The organism is Candidatus Poriferisodalis sp. (assembly GCF_965237655.1).
GTDB lineage: Bacteria > Actinomycetota > Acidimicrobiia > Acidimicrobiales > Poriferisodalaceae > Poriferisodalis.
Genome location: NZ_CBDEGB010000002.1, coordinates 1801241 through 1817629, shown reverse-complemented (window position 1 = coordinate 1817629; position 16389 = coordinate 1801241). Strand labels below are relative to the sequence as shown.

Genomic DNA, 16389 nt, shown 5'->3' with positions numbered 1-16389 from the left:
GCCGGCATCGCGGCGTCGCAGGAGGCGGAAACGCCTGCGGCCGCACGGGAGCGTGTGGGGCGCTGAGCAGACCAGCCTGGTGCTGCACATGCATGCTGGCACAAATTGCTAGCGTAATGTGATGGCAACAACACGCGCGACGTTCACTCTCGGGCAGGATCTCGCCGAACAGGCTCAGCGCTTGCAGGTCAACGTTTCCGCCGCTGCACGCCAAGGAGTTGCTGCCGCGGTCAAACGAGCGCTGGCTGAATCCGACCGCGCTGCCTATCAACGGATGCCCGAAGAACCCGACGCCTTCTGGGATGAGGCCGAGACCTGGGGCAACGAGTGAACCGAGGCGAGCTGTGGTGGGCCGAAGTCGGCAACAAGCGGCGCCCAGTGTTGGTCCTCACCCGTTCCGAGGTCATAGATGTGCGTGAACTGGTCACCGTCGCCGAGATCACTTCGACAATTCGTGGGCTTGCCGTTGAGGTGCCTGTCGGCGAGACAGCGTCCAATCTCACGGACGACTCCGTGGTCAACTGCGACGGTCTGCACACCATTCGACGCTCATCGCTCACCACGCTTGCGGGCGAGTTCAGCGAGGAAACAATGCGTTCAGTGTGCAATGCGGTTGCGTTCGCGCTTGGTTGCTGAGCATCCCTGCGCTGGCCAACTCGGCCAACGGCGATCCTGTGAAGTGGACGTCGAGAAAGTGCCAAGAGCGCAGGAGGCGTCATGACAGAAAGCAGCCCCGCATGTCGATGCTCGTCGAGATGATCAACCACGTAGCCGCCGAGGGCTCGACGGAGCCGACGGTGTTCGGTCCGTTCCACGTCGAGGGGGCGCCGCACCGCGAGATGGGCGACTCGATCATCGTGGATTCCATGGAGAACGACTACGAGATCACGTTTGTCGGCCACGTGCTCGGGCTCGACGGCAATCCGATCGAAGGCGCAACGCTCGACGAGTGGGAGACGGCGTCGAACGGCTTCTACGACGTACATGACGGTGATCAGACGGCCATGAATATGCGCGGCATCTTCACCACGGGCAGCGATGGCCGCTACGAGATCAGAGGCATCCGCCCGGTGCCGTATCAGATCCCCGGCGACGGCCCGGCGGGGGGTCTGCTGTTCGAGAACGGCCGGCACAACTGGCGTCCAGGCCACATGCATTTCGTGGTGGCCGCTCCCGGCCACAAGACCGTGATGACTCACCTGTTCGACGCAGCCAGCGACTACCTCGACAGCGAAGACGCTTGGGAGGACGCTGAGGCATTCGGCGAACCGTGACTCGGGACCGGGGTTACCATCGCCCCGATTGAGGGGCACCCTGTCTGAGGGCGCTGAGGAGGTTCTGCTGTGCGGTTCTGCAGGGTCAGCAGCGTCGCAGAGGCGGTTGACGAGCTGAGCCGTTGGGGCAACGAGGGCTGTGTCCTGGCGGGCGGGACCGACGTGATGCCGCAATACCTGCGCGGCGAACGGGCACCGGCGGCCTTGATCGACATCGGTGGCATCGATGGGTTGCGCGGCATGTCCGAGGTCGGCGGTGTGACGAGCATCGGGTCACTGGTCACATTGCGCAGACTCGCCACCTCTTCGCTCATTGCGCTGGAGCATCCGGCGTTGTCGCAGGCCGCCGCTGCCGTGGGCGCTTGGCAGACCCAGACGATGGCCACGCTGGGCGGCAATGTGTGCGGCGCCGCATCGACCGCCGACATGCTGCCTGCGCTGTTGATCTCCGATGCCCAGCTGGCGTTGGTGTCCAAGTCGGGGCGCCGACGCCTTGGGCTTGAAGAGTTTCTCGATGGAACTGGCGGAACGGTTCTGCGGCCCACTGAGTTGTTGCGCTCAGTCGAGGTGGAGCCACTCGGCGATCGCTGCGCTGAGGGCTACCTGAAGGTGGGTCGTCGCAGCGCTATGGATCTGGCGGTTGTGGGCTTGGCGCTGAGGCTGTCGGTTGCGCCAAACGGCACGGTGAGCGATGCCAGGGTCGCGGTGTGCGGAGGCAGTCAGTCTCCGCATCGGGTGCGGGCGGCGGAGACGGCCATGCTGGGCACACAGATCGACGGTGGCCCGGTCGCTTTCGACGAGGCCGGCGAGGAGCTGGCACAGGCAGCTGCACCGGAGCGAACCGAAAGGGCGCAGTACCGGCGTCGCGTCATCCCAGGTCTGCTGAACCGGCTCGCACAGCGCTGTGTCGGCGAGATCGTCGGAGCGGGGGAATGATGCCCGCAGGCTCATCCGAACAGCCCGTCGCCGTCCGGCTCACGGTGAACGGCCGAGCGCACCTGCTTGAAGTCAGTGCGGGCGAGACATTGCTCGGCATGCTTCGAGATCGTTTGGGGCTCACCGGTTCGAAGGAAGCCTGTGTCGAGGGCGAGTGCGGCGCCTGCACGGTGCTCGTGGACGGCGGTCCGGCAGCGTCGTGCATATTGGCCGCCGGTTCAATGAATGGTCGCACCGTTCACACAGTTGAAGGACTTGCCGGGGCGGGCGAACTGACGTCGCTGCAGCAGGCATTCGTGAACCACGCGGCAGTGCAGTGCGGCTACTGCACGCCCGGCGTGCTGATCGTCCTCACGGCCCTGCTCGCCGAGGTGCCCCAGCCCACCGAGGATGAGGTTCGCCGGGCCCTGGCGGGCAATATCTGCCGCTGCACGGGCTACCAGCAGATCGTGGAGGCAGCGCTCGATGCTGCGACGGCGGTGTCATCGTGAGCGCGCTCGGCGTCAACCCGCCCCGCAGCGACGCCGACGCAAAGCTGCGTGGCGAAGCTGTCTTCGGCGCCGACCTCGTGCGGCCGGGGATGCTGTGGGCTGCGCTCGCCCGATCGCCCGTGGCCGCCGGCCAGATCCGTGCCATCGACGCAGGCCCGGCGCTGGAGATCGACGGTGTGCTGGAAGTGCTGACCGCGGTGGACGTGCCGGATTGGCGCACTGGCGTGATCGTGTCCGATTGTCCCTTCCTGGCTGTCGACTACGTGGCGTACGAAGGCGAGCCGATTGCCATAGTGGTCGCGGACAACCGAACCGCAGCCGAGGCCGGCGCAAGCGCCGTGGTCCCTGACATCAAGCCGATCGAGCCGATTTCCACGCCCGAACAGGCCCTCGCGCCAGGTGCTCGCTTTGTCCACTCCGCGTGGAATCGCTACGCCGTGGCCGGCGGCGTCGACATCGGACGCGACGGCAACGTGGTGGCCGAAGTGATCCACGACCCTGGCGATCTCGATGCGGCGTTCGCGGTGGCAGACTTGGTGGTGGAGGGCACCTATCGCACGCCCCGGCAATACCAGGCGCATCTGGAGCCCAAGATGGCGCTGGCCACGTTCGAATCGGGTCGCTACACCATCGAGGTCTCCCACCAGTATCCGTTCCGGCTGCGAGACCGAGTCGCTCAGATACTCGGCGTGACGCCCTCAGCGGTCCGGGTAATCGGCCATCACATCGGGGGCGGTTTCGGCGCCAAGCTCGATGTCAGCCTGGAAGCGTTCGCAGCACTGCTGGCCCGGCGCTACCGCCGCCCCATCCGCATGCAGCACAGCGCACTCGAAGAGCGGCTGGTGGCTCCCTGCCGCGCCAATGCGCTGGTGTCGGTTCGCTCCGCGGTGCGGCGAGACGGCACGATCCTGGCCACAGAGGTCGAGATCGTGTCCGACAGCGGCGCGTACGCCAACAACGGCCCGTCGCTGTCGGCCATCCCGATGTTCGTCTTCGGCTCGATTTACCGAGTGGGTACTGCCCGAATCCGGACCCGAAACGTGTACACGAACACGGCACCCACCGGCGCCTACCGGGGAGTAAACGGACCTTGGCTGGTGTTCGCAAACGAACGCCACATGGACGCCATTGCGGATGCACTCGGCCTTGACCGCCGAGAGTTCCGGCTCTCGTCGCTGGCGCAGGACGGCCACTTGATGCGCAATGGGCAGCCGCTCGAACAGGTGTCGATACTGCACGAGGCCTTCGAACGAGTCGACGAACTGGCGCCCTGGCGCGACATCGTGTCGCGCAATGCAGAACAGCGCGACATCGTGTCGCGCAATGCAGAACAGCGCGACATCGTGTCGCGCCAGTCAGAACAGCGCGGTGGGGGTGACGGCTTGCTGCGCGGCGTCGGCATGGCGGCAGCGATCTGGCTGACCAATCCGATGCCAGGCCACGCCACGGTGAAACTGAATGAGGACGGCACCGCCACGGTCATCACCTCGGCGACCGAGAACGGCTCGGGGGCCGTCGCGACTGCGCTGCGGCAAATTGCGGCCGAGTCATTGGGACTAGCAGCCGATCAGGTGCTGGTCACGATGCCCGACACCGACGCCACGGGCTACGACTCCGGATCGCAGGGCAGCCGCACCACCCACGTGGTCGGCCGCGCTATCGCCGACGCCTCTGCGGAAGTCCGGCGCCAGGTGCTCGACCGGGCGTCGCAGATGCTCGAGGCGGCTCCCGAGGACCTGGTGATCACAGATGGTGTCGTGACGGTTGCCGGTGTTCCTGTCGCGAGCCTCACACTCGGCCAGGTCGCCCAAGCAGCCACATGGACGCAGGGACCGATAGCGGCAGGCGCTTCGTATGTCACGCCGACGCCGCCGCACGATCCCATGTGCGCCACCGGCATGCTGATCAAGGGGTGGCCGACGCCCACCTATCACCTGCACCAAGCTGAGATCAGCGTCGACCCAGTCACCGGGCGAGTCACGGTGGAGCGCTACGTGGTGTGCCAGGAGGTCGGGCGAGCGATTCACCCTGACGCCATTGCGGGTCAGATCCAAGGCGGCGTCGCACAGGGCTTGGGCTTTGCGCTGAGCGAGCGCGTCGATCTCGATCACGGCCGTTACGTCCAACGTACGTTCAAGGAACATGGCCTGCCGTTGGCCGCAGATGTCCCGAAGGTGGAGATGATCGTGATGGAACACGCAGACCCTGCAGGTCCCTACGGCGCGAAGGGCGCAGCCGAGCCGCCTGTGGTTCCGGTGGCGGCTGCTGTTGCCAATGCCGTCGCGGACGCCATCGGCGCACCGATCGACACGTTGCCCATCACCCCGGAGGCCGTGCTCGATGCCTTGGAGCGAGCACGGTGAGCGCGCAACAGGCCTCGCCGTCAGGGATGCTGCGGATCGGCGTCGACGTCGGCGGCACCAACACTGATGCCGTCGCCATGTCGGGCAATGACGTGGTGGGCTGGGCCAAGGCAACGACGACTCCCGAGGTCACCGACGGCATCGTGACGGCTGTCGGGACGCTGCTCGGTTCCCATGGCCTGTCTCCGGACGCCATCGGCGCCGTGATGATCGGCACGACGCACTTCACGAACGCACTGGTGGAGGGACGCCGGCTCGTGCCAACGGCGGTGGTGCGCCTTGGGCTGCCCGCCACCAAGGGATTGCCGCCCTTCATCGACTGGCCAGATCGGCTGCGTGCCGTGCTGGGCGACCACGTCTATCTCTGCCATGGCGGCCACGAGTTTGACGGCCGTGTGATCAGCCCGATCGACCACGAAGAGCTGCGCACCGCGGCGCGAGATATCGCCTCGAAGGGCGTGGGATCGGTGGCCGTGGCGTCGGTGTTCTCGCCGGTTGACGCCAGTTTCGAAGCCGAAGCGCAAGAGGTCCTGCTCGACGAAGTGCCGGGGCTCGACATCAGCCTGTCGAGCGAGATCGGACGGCTCGGACTGCTCGAACGCGAGAACGCGGCGATTGTGAATGCGTGCCTGCGCCCGCTGGCCGAACGCACCGTGGCGGGGCTGACCGCCGCGCTGGTCGAGCTTGGCCTCGATTGCCCGCTGCACGTCAGCCAGAACGACGGCACGCTGATGAGCGCCGACTTTGCCCGGCGATACCCCGTGGCCACGTTTGCCTCGGGTCCCACGAACTCAATGCGCGGTGCGGCCTTCCTGAGCGGCATCCGCGACGGTGTCGTCGTGGACGTAGGCGGCACCACGTCCGACATCGGCGTGCTGGTGCACGGCTTCCCGCGTGAAGCTTCGACGGCAGTCTCGGTGGCGGGAGTACGCACGAACTTCCGGATGCCCGATGTGCTGTCGATGGGACTGGGCGGGGGGAGCCTCGTGCGGCCAGGCAACGGCCGAGACGACAGTGTGACAGTGGGTCCCGACAGCGTCGGCTATGAGCTCACTGAGCGGGCGTTGGTGTTCGGCGGCGACGAGTTGACTGCCACTGACATCGCAACTGCTGCCGGCATGGCTGATATCGGCGATCCTTCCTCGGTGGGGGCTCTCGATGCTGAGGTCGTGATCGGTGCGGTCGAACGCATACAGGACATGCTGGCCACTGCGGTCGAGCAGATGAAGACCTCGGCCGACCCGGTGCCCGTTGTGGTGGTCGGTGGTGGGGGAGTGTTGGTGCGCGACGGTTTGGCCGGTGCATCGGACACGATCCGGCCGGACCACTTCTCGGTCGCCAGCGCGATCGGCGCAGCCATCGCCCAAGTCGGCGCAGAGACCGACCGGGTCTATTCGATGGCGGCCATGACCCGCGACGAGGCGATGGCCGAAGCCCGGTCGGTCACCGCACAGCGTGCGGTCGACACAGGTGCCGACGCGGCCACGGTCGAGATCACCGACGTGGACGAGATCCCGCTCACGTACCTGCCGTCGCACGCGATTCGGATCCGGGTGAAGGCTGTGGGGGACTTGGCGGTGGTCCCCTGCTCATCGGACGGAGGAGTGGGCACGTGAGCAACCAGGGATCGATCGGGCTCATCCTGGGCAGCGCGATAGCACCCGAGGCCATCGCAGCTGCAGCAGCGCAGGCCGAGTCGAGCGGCTTCGACGAGATCTGGCTCGCTGAGGACTACTTCTTCACCGGCGGCATCTCAGGTGCTTCGGTAGTGCTCGGTGCCACGAATGAGATCACAGTGGGCCTCGGTGTCGTGTCGGTGGTGGCGCGCCACCCATCGGTGCTGGCAATGGAGCTGGCAACGCTGAGCCGCTCATCCCCGCAGCGGCTGGTGGCAGGCGTGGGACTGGGTGTTCCGGTGTGGGTTCGCCAGATGGGCCTGCATCCCCGGTCGCCGTTGACAGCAGTGCGGGAATGCGTGACGGCGGTCAAGGCCCTGCTTGCTGGCGAGACGCTCGATCATCGGGGCGAAGTCTTCGAGTTCAACAACATCAAGCTCACCTATCCCGAAACGGGCCCGCCGATGCCCGTGCGACTCGGCGTATCCGGCCCGAACATGCTTCGCTTGAGCGGCGAGATCGCCGATGGCACTGTGCTGTCGGTCTGCTCGAGCCTGCGGTACGTGGAGTGGGCGACCGAACGCATCGACGAGGGTCGCGAGTTCGCAGGCCGTACCGACTCCCACCCGATCACGGTGTTCGCGCTGTATGCCGTGGACGAAGACGGCCAAGCAGCACGAGATTCCGCCCGGGCTTCGCTCGCCTTCTACCGCCAGCACGGACCCAATGCCCTCACCGACGTGTACGGGATCTCCGACGAGCTTCAGATCCTGATCGAGAAGGGCGGCTACAGAGCAGTGCGAGATGGCATGCCCGATCAGTGGGTTGCCGACTTGACCGTGGCCGGCACACCGGCCGAGTGCGCCGCCAAGATCCAGGCGCTGTGGGCGGGAGGTGCCGACTCGGTAGCGCTGTTCCCGCTTGCCACCGACCGGCTTTCAGAGATCATCGACCTCACCGCCAACGAGGTGCTGCCCCGCACCTGAATTTGCTGCCGGGAATTCGCTTCCAGCAGAACTGCCACGTTGTTGGTGTTTCAACCGCCACTTTGTTGGCATATCAACTGCCACTTTGGTGGCCCCTCAGACGGCGGGTACGTAGTCGGCGTCTATGCCGAAGGCGTGCGGCCCGACGACGGCCAGCGCCTCGGGTGTGCGCAGCAAGTCGGGCGCTGGCAGCACCAGCACGTCGGCCCGCACGCCGAAGCGAAGCAGCTCGGTCGTGATCGGCTCGCCGGTGTCGGTCGTGACCAGCGTGATGAGGTCGGGCACCATCACCTTGGGCTCGTCGTCTTCGTAGATGGCGAGATTCTCGTTCTGGAAGTCGATGCGGATGGTGCGGCCGGCGTCGCCGCCGGTTCCCGCCACGGTCATCTGACCGCGCGCGAAGCCGGCTGCGTTGCGCCGGTGCACGTCGGTGACCTTGCCGCGCAGGTACCGCATGCCACCAGCGACGCCCAGGATCGCCTCTGCCGGATCGTCCTTGACTTCACGGGCGTGATGCACTGCGTGCCCGATTTCGCTGGCCAGCCGCAGTGTGTTGGGGATGATCGAGCGACGGCAGTAGGCGCCGTCCATGACGGCTGATGCCAGCCCCGTGTGCGCACCCATCTCGACAGTGGCGGCCCGTGCAATGCGCTCAAGCCATTTGGCATCGGGCACCTCGGCGATGACCACCTGGCTGCCGCGCTCATCGGCGATGGCGGCGGGGTAGGGGCTGCCGCCGTAGATCAGGTAGGTGATCATCTGCAGTTCGGGGAAGGCCCGACCCATGCCGTCGCCGTTCACGATGGGAATGTCCATGGCGGCAGCCACCACCATCGGCACCATCGAGTTGCTGCCGCCCATCTCGAACGGGGCGATCGCGTCGAACTTCCGCCCCAAGTGGCGCTCGAGTGCCCGGGCCGCCACGGTCTCCTCTTCGCCGCCAGCGAGCTTTTCGTGGCTGACCATCGGCGAACCCATGCCCCCGACGGCCACCAGCAAGTCGTCGTCAGCGATCTCTTCGGGCTCGATGACCCGCACCCGCCCGCCGGTTCGCAGCACCTGGAGGACCCGCAATCGCCCGAGGTAGGGATTCCCGCCGCCACCGGTGCCCAGCACCGCTGCCCCCAACGCAATCGGTGCGAGATCAGCCTCAGTGATCTCCCACACAGCGTCCCTCCTGCCAACCGCGACGCAGCGACAACCGACGCTACCCCGCGCCGCCATTCCGATCCGGTCCCGCCTTGGGTTCTGAGGCAGCCCGCCGACGTCCCGCAGTCATCGTCAGCAACGATGCCCTACGGCTCCACCTCGACCTCTAGGACGCCTGACCGGTGTCGATCAGTTGTTCTTGTGGCGTCGCAGGGGGTTCAATCTGATCTGTGTAGCTATGGCTACTGGCTATGGCTATGGCTACAATGGACACGGCGATTGATGTGGGGAGGTAGTCGGATGTCCCTGGGCGGGGCCGATGAACGGACTATTCCTGCTGGTGAATTCAAGAACCGCTGCCTCGCCTTGATGGACGAAGTCAACGAGACCGGGATCGAGATCGTCATCACCAAGCGCGGCCGGGCGGTCTCGCGACTCGTGCCCGCGAGCCGGTCAGTTCCTCAGATGTGGGGGCGCTACAAGGAGCACATCGGGGCTCTTGACGACCTTGTCGCACCCGCGGTTCCGGCTGGCGACTGGGAGGTCGTCAGCAATCCGGATCGGGTCCTGGACCCCGATCGATCATCGCAGTAGTGATCCTCCTCGATACCCATGTGCTGGTGTGGCTCGTCGCGGCTGTGTCGCGCCTCGGCGAATTGGCCCGGAACCAGATTCAGGAGGCGTGGGAGCACGGCGAGGTCGCCGTGTCGGCGTTCACGTTCTGGGAACTGGCTCAGCTGTGTTCTGCTGGCCGACTTGAACTCAGCCAGCCGCTGCGGGTGTTGCGGCAGCGGTTGGTGGCTGACGGTCTGGTATCTGTGCCCGTTGACGATGAAATCGCTCTTCGATCCGCCGAACTGGGTGACGAGGGCTTTCATGGTGACCCGGCCGACCGCATCATCGTGGCCACCGCAATCGTCGGCGGATTCCGTCTCGCCACCGCCGACCGTGAGATCGCGGCCTGGGGTGACCGATCAAGCCTCGTAACGCTGCTCGATCCTCGAGTCTGATCCCACCGGAGGAACGAGGGTCAGCCGCGATGGCCGGTGTCGATGATGGCGGTGCGGAGATCGGTCATGTCCAAGATCGTGTACTTCCCGCCGATGCGACCCCAGCCGGTTCCGGTGCGTGAGGCGCCGCCGAAGGGCGGGTGCTGTTCCCAGAATGCGGTTCCCTCGTTGACCAGCACGGTGCCGGTACGCAGCTCGTCGACGGCCCGGTAGGCACGAGCCAGCGACGAGGTGAACACCGACGCCTGCAAGCCGAGCTCGGAGTCGTTGGCGAGGGCGAACGCCTCGTCATCGGAATCGAACTCGGTAATGGGCACGACCGGGCCGAACGTCTCGTCACGAAAGACATCCATGGTCGGTATGACATCGTCGATCACCGTGAGCTCGTAGAACAAGCCGGTCGGCCGGTCGGCCTCACGGGCGCCGCCCAGCAGCACTTGGGCACCCTGAGCTTGGGCATCGGCCACGTGGGCATCCATGTGAGCTGCGACCGCCTCGTTGTTGAGCGGGCCCATCAACGTTGTGTCTTCGAGCGGATCGCCAAGCGTGACGCCTTGGGCGCGTTCCATGACCAGCGCGACCAGTTCGTTGTGGATCGAGTTGTGCACCAGCAGGCGCTCGGTCGCGACACAGCACTGTCCAGACACGAAATGGGCACCAAACACCGCGGCGTCGGCAGCAGCGGCGAGGTCGGCGTCGTCGAACACGATCTGGGGCCCATTGCCCGACGACTCGATGATCGTGCGCTTCATGCCCGCGGCAGCCACGATTGCCTCAGCGGTCGCCTGCGAGCCCACGAATCCGACGCCGTCCACGCCCGGGTGCGAGACCAAGGCCTCTCCCACCTCGCCGCGGCCCATCACCACCGACACAGCCCCGGGCGGGAACCCCGCTTCAGCGACGGCCTCGGCGAGCGCCAGCGCGGAGAGCGGAGCGTTCTGGGATGGTTTGATCACCGCTGGATTCCCTGCGGCGAGCGCGGCCGCGAGCAGTTCTGCCGGGATGTTCATCGGGAAGTTCCACGGCGTGACCAAGGCGTAGACGCCGTTCGGCTTGCGGTGGGTGAACACCCGCTTGCGAGGATCGACGCTCGGCAGCACGTGTGTCTCGAGCCGTTTGATCTCCTCGGCGGCCAACCGGAAAATCTCGGCCGACTCGGCCAACTCGTCGGCGGCCTCTGCGGCGAGGGGCTTGCCGCTCTCGCGAGCCAATTGCTCAGCGTGCGGTCCCGCTGCGGCCTCGATGCACCCCGCCGCAGCATGCAGCATCTCGGCCCGATCAAAAAAGCTCAGGCGCTCCAGCTCGTTCGCAGCTTCATTCGCACCGGCGACTGCGTCGTCGATGTCTGCGAGCGACGCTGTGTCAACTTCAGCAAGCACGGCACCAGTGGCGGGTTCGACGACGGTAAGCGCAGTGATGCTGCGGCCGATGCGCCGCTCGCCCCCAATGAGCTGATGCATCTGCGCACCCTAGGCCGAGGCCGTTGAACCGCTGAGCAACCGCTTGCAACCAGAGACGACGCCCTCGCGGAACATCTCGAGTTGGCCCTCGGGCCACGGCACCTCGGGCCGCTGGGCCCTCCAGCCGAGGATCGCCATGCCGCGAATGAGCTCGAACATCGGCACGAGCGCCAGGTCGTCATCGCTGATGGGGCGGACTGCTCGGTAACTGTGCAGGAACGCCTGCCGGCCAGCCCGAAAATCCGCCGTACCTCTCGAATGGAACATGGCCACAGCGATGTCGTACTGGTGCCACCCGAAGCCGGCGTCGTCGAAATCGATCACGCTGAGCTGCCCGTTGTGGGTGAGCAGGTTTGCCAGGTGCAGATCGGCATGAATCATGCTGAAGGTCCGGCGCGGCTCGCCATAGCGACGAAGCCGTTCCCGGCAATGATCGCGGGCCATGATCAGCAGGTCCCGCTCGCGCCCATCGAGCACCGGGTTCTCCCAGAAGGGGCCCCAGAAGGGTGCTTCGCCGAGCAAGCCGTCCAAGTCCAAGCGGTGGCGCCGGAACGATGACGGCGGTGTCCAGTTGGCCGCCTGGTTGTGCATCGCTGCCATCAGGCCACCGAGCTGCCCGAACGGCTCGGTGATCTCGGCCGGTTCTGTTGCGTCGGTGCTCTTGTCGTGCGCGGTGAGCAACTCGCCGACGATCTCTCCCGGCGCCCAGAGGTTGAGTCCGACCCGTCGTGTCTCCTCTTCGTCGATTTCGACGGGTACGAAGTAACGGCCGTCGGGCGCAGCGACCGGCGTCGGCACGGAAATGCCGCTGCCCCGCAGCGCCTCCAGCCACACGCGTTCGGAATTGAGTTCGTCGACGGTGTGGTAACCGGGCCGGTGCAATCGCAGAACGTAGGCCTGAGGTGAGCGGTCGTCGTCAGCGCGAAACGTGACGTTCTCGCTGATGCCGATCAGTTGCAGGTGTGCCGAACCGAGGCCAAACGCTCGGAGCGCCTCGCGGGCCGGCGATTCGTACGGGGCCGCAGCCCCGTCAACCATCGAGGTCCGCCAGCACAGCGTCGAATGCTGCCAAGAACTCGTCTGCGTGGGACTGCTGCAGCACGAGCGGCGGCCGGAGCTTCAGCACGTTGGCGAACGCGCCGGCGTTCGACGCCAGGATGCCCCGGTCCTTCAGACGGTCGGTGATCTCCACCGCGCGAGCACGGTCGGGCGCCAGGTCATCACCGGGCGTCACCATCTCCACGCCGATGAACAGGCCGTGCCCGCGGACGTCGCCGATCCAGGAGCACCCTTCGGCTCGTGCGGCAATCGCGGCCTTCAGCTTCCCGCCGATCTCGCTGGCGCTCGCGGCCAGATCCCGCTCTTCGATCTCATCGATCACCGCATGACCAACAGCGGCCTGCAGGGGACTGGCGGCGAAGGTGTTGAAGTGTCGGGTGCTGGCACGGAAACCCTCGACGAGCTCGCGGCTTGCGACCGTCGCCGACAGGGGCAGGCCGTTGCCCATCGGCTTGCCCATCACTGCGATGTCCGGCTCGAACCCCGTGACCTCGTAGCCCCACCAGCGGCCCGTGCGGCAATAGCCGGCCTGCACCTCGTCCGCGATGACCAGCCCGCCGGCGTTGCGGACCATCTGTGCAGCCTTCGCCATGAAATCGCCGGGGATGTCTGGCAGGCCCTCGTTGGCCAGGATCGAGCACAGGACGATCGCCGCGGCACCCTGTCCCGATGCCTCCAAATGCTCGATGGCGGCAGCGAGCTCTTCCAGATAGGCGCCGGCAAGCTCGCCTTCGTCGAGCCCGTCGGTGATGGGGCGGAAGCGCTGGGGGAACGGAATCGTCGCAATATCGGGGTGCTCGTCGGGCCGCCTCGCCGCCAGCGTCAGCGCGATGACCGCCTCGGTATTGCCGTGGTAGGTGGCATCAGTAGCGATCACACCCCGCCGACCCGTTGCCAGCCGCGCCATGCGCAGCGCCACCTCGACGGCCTCGGTGCCGCTGCAGCTGATGACGGCGCTCTCGATTCCGTCGGCATGCAGGCCTACGAGTCGTTCGGCGAAGCTGACAATGCCCTCGTGCAGGTACCGACTGTGCACGTTCAGCGTGGCCTGCTGGGCGGCCATCGCCTCGGCGACTCGTGCGTTGCCGTGGCCCACGCACGGCACGTTGTTGTACATGTCGATGTAGCGGCGGCCCTCAGCATCGAACAGCTCGACCCCGTCGCCTCGCACGATGTGCAGCGGCTCGGAATAGAAGAGCGGCGCACCGGCGCCCAGCGCCTGATCTCGCCGAACTCGAAGTGACGGGCCCGATGTCGAATTCATCCGCACCCACCCCAGGCGTCGCAGCCCGCGGGTGCGCGCGAAGCGGGATGCGGCTGCCAGGTCACTCCGCGGGGGTGAGGAGTGCGGAGTTGGAGTGTTTGGAACCTGGCTTGCGGCCCAGCACTATTTCCGGAGTGAGCAGATCTACCGGCCCCGGCATCCCGGACGGGTCGGAGTAGTAGCCGAGCGCATAGTTGCCCATCGAATACCCCATCAGATCTGCCAGCTCCGGATCGAGGTCCTTGGCGACGTCGGGCGGGCAGGACAGGAATTGGTTCTCTTCGGTGCGCAGCCAACCGAGGGTGTAGGTGATGTTGATGCCGGTGCGATCGGCGTCGCTGTGGTTCTCCCCGCCGCCATGAATCACCGAGCCCGAGTACAGCAATACCGACCCGGCGCCCATCGTGGCCTGCGTCTTCTCGTCATCGGCCGCCCGGCGCTCGGGGTCCCAGCCGGGGCTGCCTGGCACGATGCGCGTCCCGCCGTTCTCGTCGGTGAAATCGGTGAGCGCCCACATGGTGTTGAACTGCGGCTCGATCTGGTCCGGGATGTAGCCGCCCCATGCCAGGCGGTCTCGATGCAGCGGCTGGGTGCCCTGGCCGGGCTTGATGTTGATGACCTGGGTCAGGTGCAGCTGGATCTTGTTGGTGTAGGGGCCGAGGAACCGGTTGGCCATGCTGATGATCTTGTGTTGCATCACCAGTTCGCGGCATGCCTGCGAGCGCGCCACGAGCGCTCCAGTTCGAGTCGTGTTGTGGCCGCTGAAGTTGTCCAGCCCGCCCGGTGTGCGGTCAATCCAGGGCCGCAATTCGGCCTCGAGCCGCTCGACGAAATCCAAATCGATGGCGTCCTCGATGATGGCGCCGCCGTCAATTCGCACCACCTCGGCAATCTCGTCCTCGTTGCTGTCCAGCGTGAATCGTGCAAGCTCAGCCATGCCGCAACAGTACGCGTCGGCGGAACGAGCCGCCGGACTCGGCTGACGGGCTGCCGCACCGCCGCTACACAGTTCAGACGGCGACGATCTCGATGAGATGATCCAAGCCCACGAAGTCGTCGGGATTGCGTGTGTACAGCGGCAGTCCATGAGCTATCGCGGTGGCGGCAATGAGCAGATCAATGGCACGAGCGCCGCGGGGCTTGCGGCCGATCGCTGTCACTGCCGCAGAGATTTGACCATGCGCCCGCGCTGCCTCGACACCAAATGGGATGGGATATAGCGTCGACTCGGTTCGCTGGAGTACCTCCTGCCGCGCCGCACGCTCGGTCGGATGGGCGGCCGTGAGCGGACCCGCCGAGAGCTCGGCGAGGGTGATGGCGCTGATGGATGGCGCATGCGGCACGTCTGCCGGGCTGAGATCCGCCAGATGGATGACCACAGACGTATCGAGCAGCCCGTAGTGGTGGCGCTGGCGATCAGTCATCTCGCCAAGGACTTGGGTCGGCCAGCGCGTCGAGATCCGCCCGGAATTGCTGATAGTCGATTTTGGGGGCCCCCTTGAAGGCCTCCAGCAAGACTTCGGCGGGGACGAAATGGCGATCATGCAGCGGCGACAGGCGCGCCACGGGCTCGCCGTTGCTCGTCACGATGAACGACTCGCCCTTCTTGACGGCACGCATAATCTTGCCGCTGTCGTTGCGGAGTTCACGCTGGCTGATCTCGCGTTCCACCGGGCCAGTGTAGCACGGCGTGCTACAGCCGGCCCCGACGGCTGGGCCGCTGTTGCCGGCGCGGCAGACCCGGTCGGCTGGTGAAACCTCACCGGCATAGGTCGCGGCGGGGATGAATGGCCCGGGAAGTCTGGCGAATCGGCCGCCACGTGAGCGCAGCCGTTCGGCGACCGTGGGTGTCCCGGTGCTCGGCGACGCAGGTGCGATGGGCCGTAGAGCCGTTCGAACTGTTCCGTTGCGAGATTGCCACCAGGCCGTGATGCAGGAACCGGCTGCCGGCCTCGCTCCACACAACATGCGCGTCCACCTCCGCTTGCATCCGCGCGAGATCTGCATCTACTTCGCGCTTGAAGTCGTCCAAGTGCTCGCGAAGAGACTGCAACTCGGCCTTGCTATGCGTGACATGGAGGCGGTAGCGGCGGAGCAGTTCGAGCTGGATTCCGATGCTGAGCATCGTGATCAGCACGGACCAGACGACGAGTGCCGACTTCGATATCCCGACGGCGAGCAACGGGTCCATCGCCGCCGTCATTGGTCATCACCTGTGGTGCCCAGCGTGTGTCGGTGTCTGCTTGTTGATGCCATGACCGCATGACAGCAGCCGCGCCCGCGAAGATCAACAGAATTTATTGAAAGTTGCTGTCAAGAGCCATCGGGCGGTCCTGCGAGACCGTAGGAGCGGAGTTCGACCTCGTTGCCGTCGGGGTCACGGACATAGACGGCCGAACCCCAGCCGCGCGCCCCGTAGACACGCGGCGAGCGACGAACAACCGCCACGTCGGAATGTGCAGCGATCTCTTCGACATCGCCAGTGACCCACAGAGCGAAGTGCCCGAGGTTCTCTCCGCTGCGGTCTGCCTCGACGAGATCGATGATCGTGCCCTCATCGATGCGCACCGACACGAAAGGTGCATCTCCGGCCTTCCATTCGTCGTAACGAACCGGCGCCAGTCCCAGCCGATCCCGATACCAGGCCAGCGAGCGTTCGGCGTCGGCCACGTTCAGCACGATGTGATCCAGCCCCTGTACTTCAGCCATCGCACCAGTATCGGCGACTGAGCACTGTGCCGATCGCAGGGACACTCACGCCTGCAACCGGACTCGACCAAG

The 16389-nt window shown here is 66.0% G+C and carries 19 protein-coding genes; 10 read left to right on the top strand and 9 right to left on the bottom strand.

What is annotated here, in order from left to right; all coding sequences use genetic code 11:
- Positions 1-121: 121 nt before the first annotated feature.
- The 8 genes from ACPXYO_RS16505 to ACPXYO_RS16470 all read left to right on the top strand — a co-directional run bounded on the left by ACPXYO_RS16505 (position 122) and on the right by ACPXYO_RS16470 (position 7666).
- Positions 122-331, top strand: coding sequence for a type II toxin-antitoxin system CcdA family antitoxin (locus tag ACPXYO_RS16505; RefSeq protein ID WP_420623642.1), 210 nt, complete (start codon positions 122-124; stop codon positions 329-331).
- Positions 328-636 carry a type II toxin-antitoxin system PemK/MazF family toxin gene (locus ACPXYO_RS16500; protein ID WP_423922880.1) on the top strand — a complete coding sequence of 103 codons (309 nt, stop codon included), beginning with the start codon at positions 328-330 and terminating at the stop codon, positions 634-636. Before ACPXYO_RS16505 ends, ACPXYO_RS16500 begins: the two co-directional genes overlap by 4 nt.
- 101 nt (positions 637-737) lie before the next feature.
- A complete protein-coding gene (locus ACPXYO_RS16495; RefSeq protein ID WP_423922878.1) occupies positions 738-1274 on the top strand; it encodes a hypothetical protein in 537 nt (178 codons plus the stop codon).
- Between the two features lie 69 nt (positions 1275-1343).
- Positions 1344-2210 (top strand): FAD binding domain-containing protein, encoded by an 867-nt coding sequence (locus ACPXYO_RS16490; RefSeq protein ID WP_423922875.1) that lies wholly within the window; start codon positions 1344-1346, stop codon positions 2208-2210.
- Positions 2207-2701, top strand: a complete 495-nt coding sequence (locus tag ACPXYO_RS16485) for a (2Fe-2S)-binding protein (protein WP_423922873.1) — start codon at positions 2207-2209, stop codon at positions 2699-2701. The genes ACPXYO_RS16490 and ACPXYO_RS16485 overlap by 4 nt, the downstream gene beginning before the upstream one ends.
- Positions 2698-5064, top strand: a complete 2367-nt coding sequence (locus tag ACPXYO_RS16480; RefSeq protein WP_423922870.1) for a xanthine dehydrogenase family protein molybdopterin-binding subunit — start codon at positions 2698-2700, stop codon at positions 5062-5064. Before ACPXYO_RS16485 ends, ACPXYO_RS16480 begins: the two co-directional genes overlap by 4 nt.
- A 29-nt stretch (positions 5065-5093) precedes the next feature.
- A complete protein-coding gene (locus ACPXYO_RS16475) occupies positions 5094-6680 on the top strand; it encodes a hydantoinase/oxoprolinase N-terminal domain-containing protein (protein ID WP_423923893.1) in 1587 nt (528 codons plus the stop codon).
- Positions 6677-7666 (top strand): LLM class flavin-dependent oxidoreductase, encoded by a 990-nt coding sequence (locus tag ACPXYO_RS16470; protein WP_423922867.1) that lies wholly within the window; start codon positions 6677-6679, stop codon positions 7664-7666. The genes ACPXYO_RS16475 and ACPXYO_RS16470 overlap by 4 nt, the downstream gene beginning before the upstream one ends.
- Before the next feature lie 96 nt (positions 7667-7762).
- Here ACPXYO_RS16470 and ACPXYO_RS16465 read toward each other — a convergent pair whose 3' ends face one another.
- Positions 7763-8833: a DUF917 domain-containing protein gene (locus ACPXYO_RS16465; protein WP_423922864.1), complete on the bottom strand. Its 1071-nt coding sequence runs from the start codon at positions 8831-8833 to the stop codon at positions 7763-7765.
- 282 nt (positions 8834-9115) lie between these two features.
- On the opposite strand from ACPXYO_RS16465, the gene ACPXYO_RS16460 reads away from it, so the two are divergent.
- The gene (locus tag ACPXYO_RS16460; protein WP_423922861.1) at positions 9116-9409 is read left to right on the top strand and encodes a type II toxin-antitoxin system Phd/YefM family antitoxin; all 294 of its coding nucleotides are present in this window, start codon (positions 9116-9118) and stop codon (positions 9407-9409) included.
- Positions 9409-9825, top strand: a complete 417-nt coding sequence (locus tag ACPXYO_RS16455; RefSeq protein WP_423922858.1) for a type II toxin-antitoxin system VapC family toxin — start codon at positions 9409-9411, stop codon at positions 9823-9825. The genes ACPXYO_RS16460 and ACPXYO_RS16455 overlap by 1 nt, the downstream gene beginning before the upstream one ends.
- A 20-nt stretch (positions 9826-9845) precedes the next feature.
- On the opposite strand, the gene ACPXYO_RS16450 is transcribed toward ACPXYO_RS16455, so the two are convergent.
- The 8 genes from ACPXYO_RS16450 to ACPXYO_RS16415 all read right to left on the bottom strand — a co-directional run bounded on the left by ACPXYO_RS16450 (position 9846) and on the right by ACPXYO_RS16415 (position 16317).
- Positions 9846-11285: an aldehyde dehydrogenase family protein gene (locus ACPXYO_RS16450; RefSeq protein WP_423922855.1), complete on the bottom strand. Its 1440-nt coding sequence runs from the start codon at positions 11283-11285 to the stop codon at positions 9846-9848.
- Between the two features lie 9 nt (positions 11286-11294).
- Positions 11295-12323: a phosphotransferase enzyme family protein gene (locus ACPXYO_RS16445; protein WP_423922853.1), complete on the bottom strand. Its 1029-nt coding sequence runs from the start codon at positions 12321-12323 to the stop codon at positions 11295-11297.
- On the bottom strand, positions 12316-13608 hold the full coding sequence (locus ACPXYO_RS16440) for an aspartate aminotransferase family protein (protein WP_423922850.1): 1293 nt from the start codon (positions 13606-13608) through the stop codon (positions 12316-12318). Before ACPXYO_RS16440 ends, ACPXYO_RS16445 begins: the two co-directional genes overlap by 8 nt.
- Before the next feature lie 61 nt (positions 13609-13669).
- Complete coding sequence (locus ACPXYO_RS16435; protein WP_423922847.1) at positions 13670-14545, bottom strand: phytanoyl-CoA dioxygenase family protein; 876 nt, start codon at positions 14543-14545, stop codon at positions 13670-13672.
- Between the two features lie 73 nt (positions 14546-14618).
- On the bottom strand, positions 14619-15032 hold the full coding sequence (locus tag ACPXYO_RS16430; RefSeq protein WP_423922844.1) for a type II toxin-antitoxin system VapC family toxin: 414 nt from the start codon (positions 15030-15032) through the stop codon (positions 14619-14621).
- Complete coding sequence (locus tag ACPXYO_RS16425) at positions 15025-15279, bottom strand: type II toxin-antitoxin system Phd/YefM family antitoxin (protein WP_423922841.1); 255 nt, start codon at positions 15277-15279, stop codon at positions 15025-15027. Before ACPXYO_RS16425 ends, ACPXYO_RS16430 begins: the two co-directional genes overlap by 8 nt.
- Before the next feature lie 88 nt (positions 15280-15367).
- Complete coding sequence (locus tag ACPXYO_RS16420; RefSeq protein WP_423922838.1) at positions 15368-15811, bottom strand: hypothetical protein; 444 nt, start codon at positions 15809-15811, stop codon at positions 15368-15370.
- Positions 15812-15921: 110 nt separating this feature from the next.
- Entirely contained in the window at positions 15922-16317 is a 396-nt protein-coding gene (locus ACPXYO_RS16415; protein WP_423922836.1) for a VOC family protein, read from the bottom strand.
- Between the last annotated feature and the right edge of the window lie 72 nt (positions 16318-16389).

Bases quoted from the DNA above. Each gene is read 5' to 3' on its own strand.
- ACPXYO_RS16450 (WP_423922855.1), bottom strand. From the start codon at position 11,285: ATGCATCAGCTCATTGGGGGCGAGCGGCGCATCGGCCGCAGCATCACT.
- ACPXYO_RS16415 (WP_423922836.1), bottom strand. From the start codon at position 16,317: ATGGCTGAAGTACAGGGGCTGGATCACATCGTGCTGAACGTGGCCGAC.
- ACPXYO_RS16460 (WP_423922861.1), top strand. From the start codon at position 9,116: ATGTCCCTGGGCGGGGCCGATGAACGGACTATTCCTGCTGGTGAATTC.
- ACPXYO_RS16505 (WP_420623642.1), top strand. From the start codon at position 122: ATGGCAACAACACGCGCGACGTTCACTCTCGGGCAGGATCTCGCCGAA.
- ACPXYO_RS16440 (WP_423922850.1), bottom strand. From the start codon at position 13,608: ATGAATTCGACATCGGGCCCGTCACTTCGAGTTCGGCGAGATCAGGCG.
- ACPXYO_RS16435 (WP_423922847.1), bottom strand. From the start codon at position 14,545: ATGGCTGAGCTTGCACGATTCACGCTGGACAGCAACGAGGACGAGATT.
- ACPXYO_RS16420 (WP_423922838.1), bottom strand. From the start codon at position 15,811: ATGACGGCGGCGATGGACCCGTTGCTCGCCGTCGGGATATCGAAGTCG.
- ACPXYO_RS16495 (WP_423922878.1), top strand. From the start codon at position 738: ATGTCGATGCTCGTCGAGATGATCAACCACGTAGCCGCCGAGGGCTCG.
- ACPXYO_RS16445 (WP_423922853.1), bottom strand. From the start codon at position 12,323: ATGGTTGACGGGGCTGCGGCCCCGTACGAATCGCCGGCCCGCGAGGCG.
- ACPXYO_RS16485 (WP_423922873.1), top strand. From the start codon at position 2,207: ATGATGCCCGCAGGCTCATCCGAACAGCCCGTCGCCGTCCGGCTCACG.
- ACPXYO_RS16430 (WP_423922844.1), bottom strand. From the start codon at position 15,032: ATGACTGATCGCCAGCGCCACCACTACGGGCTGCTCGATACGTCTGTG.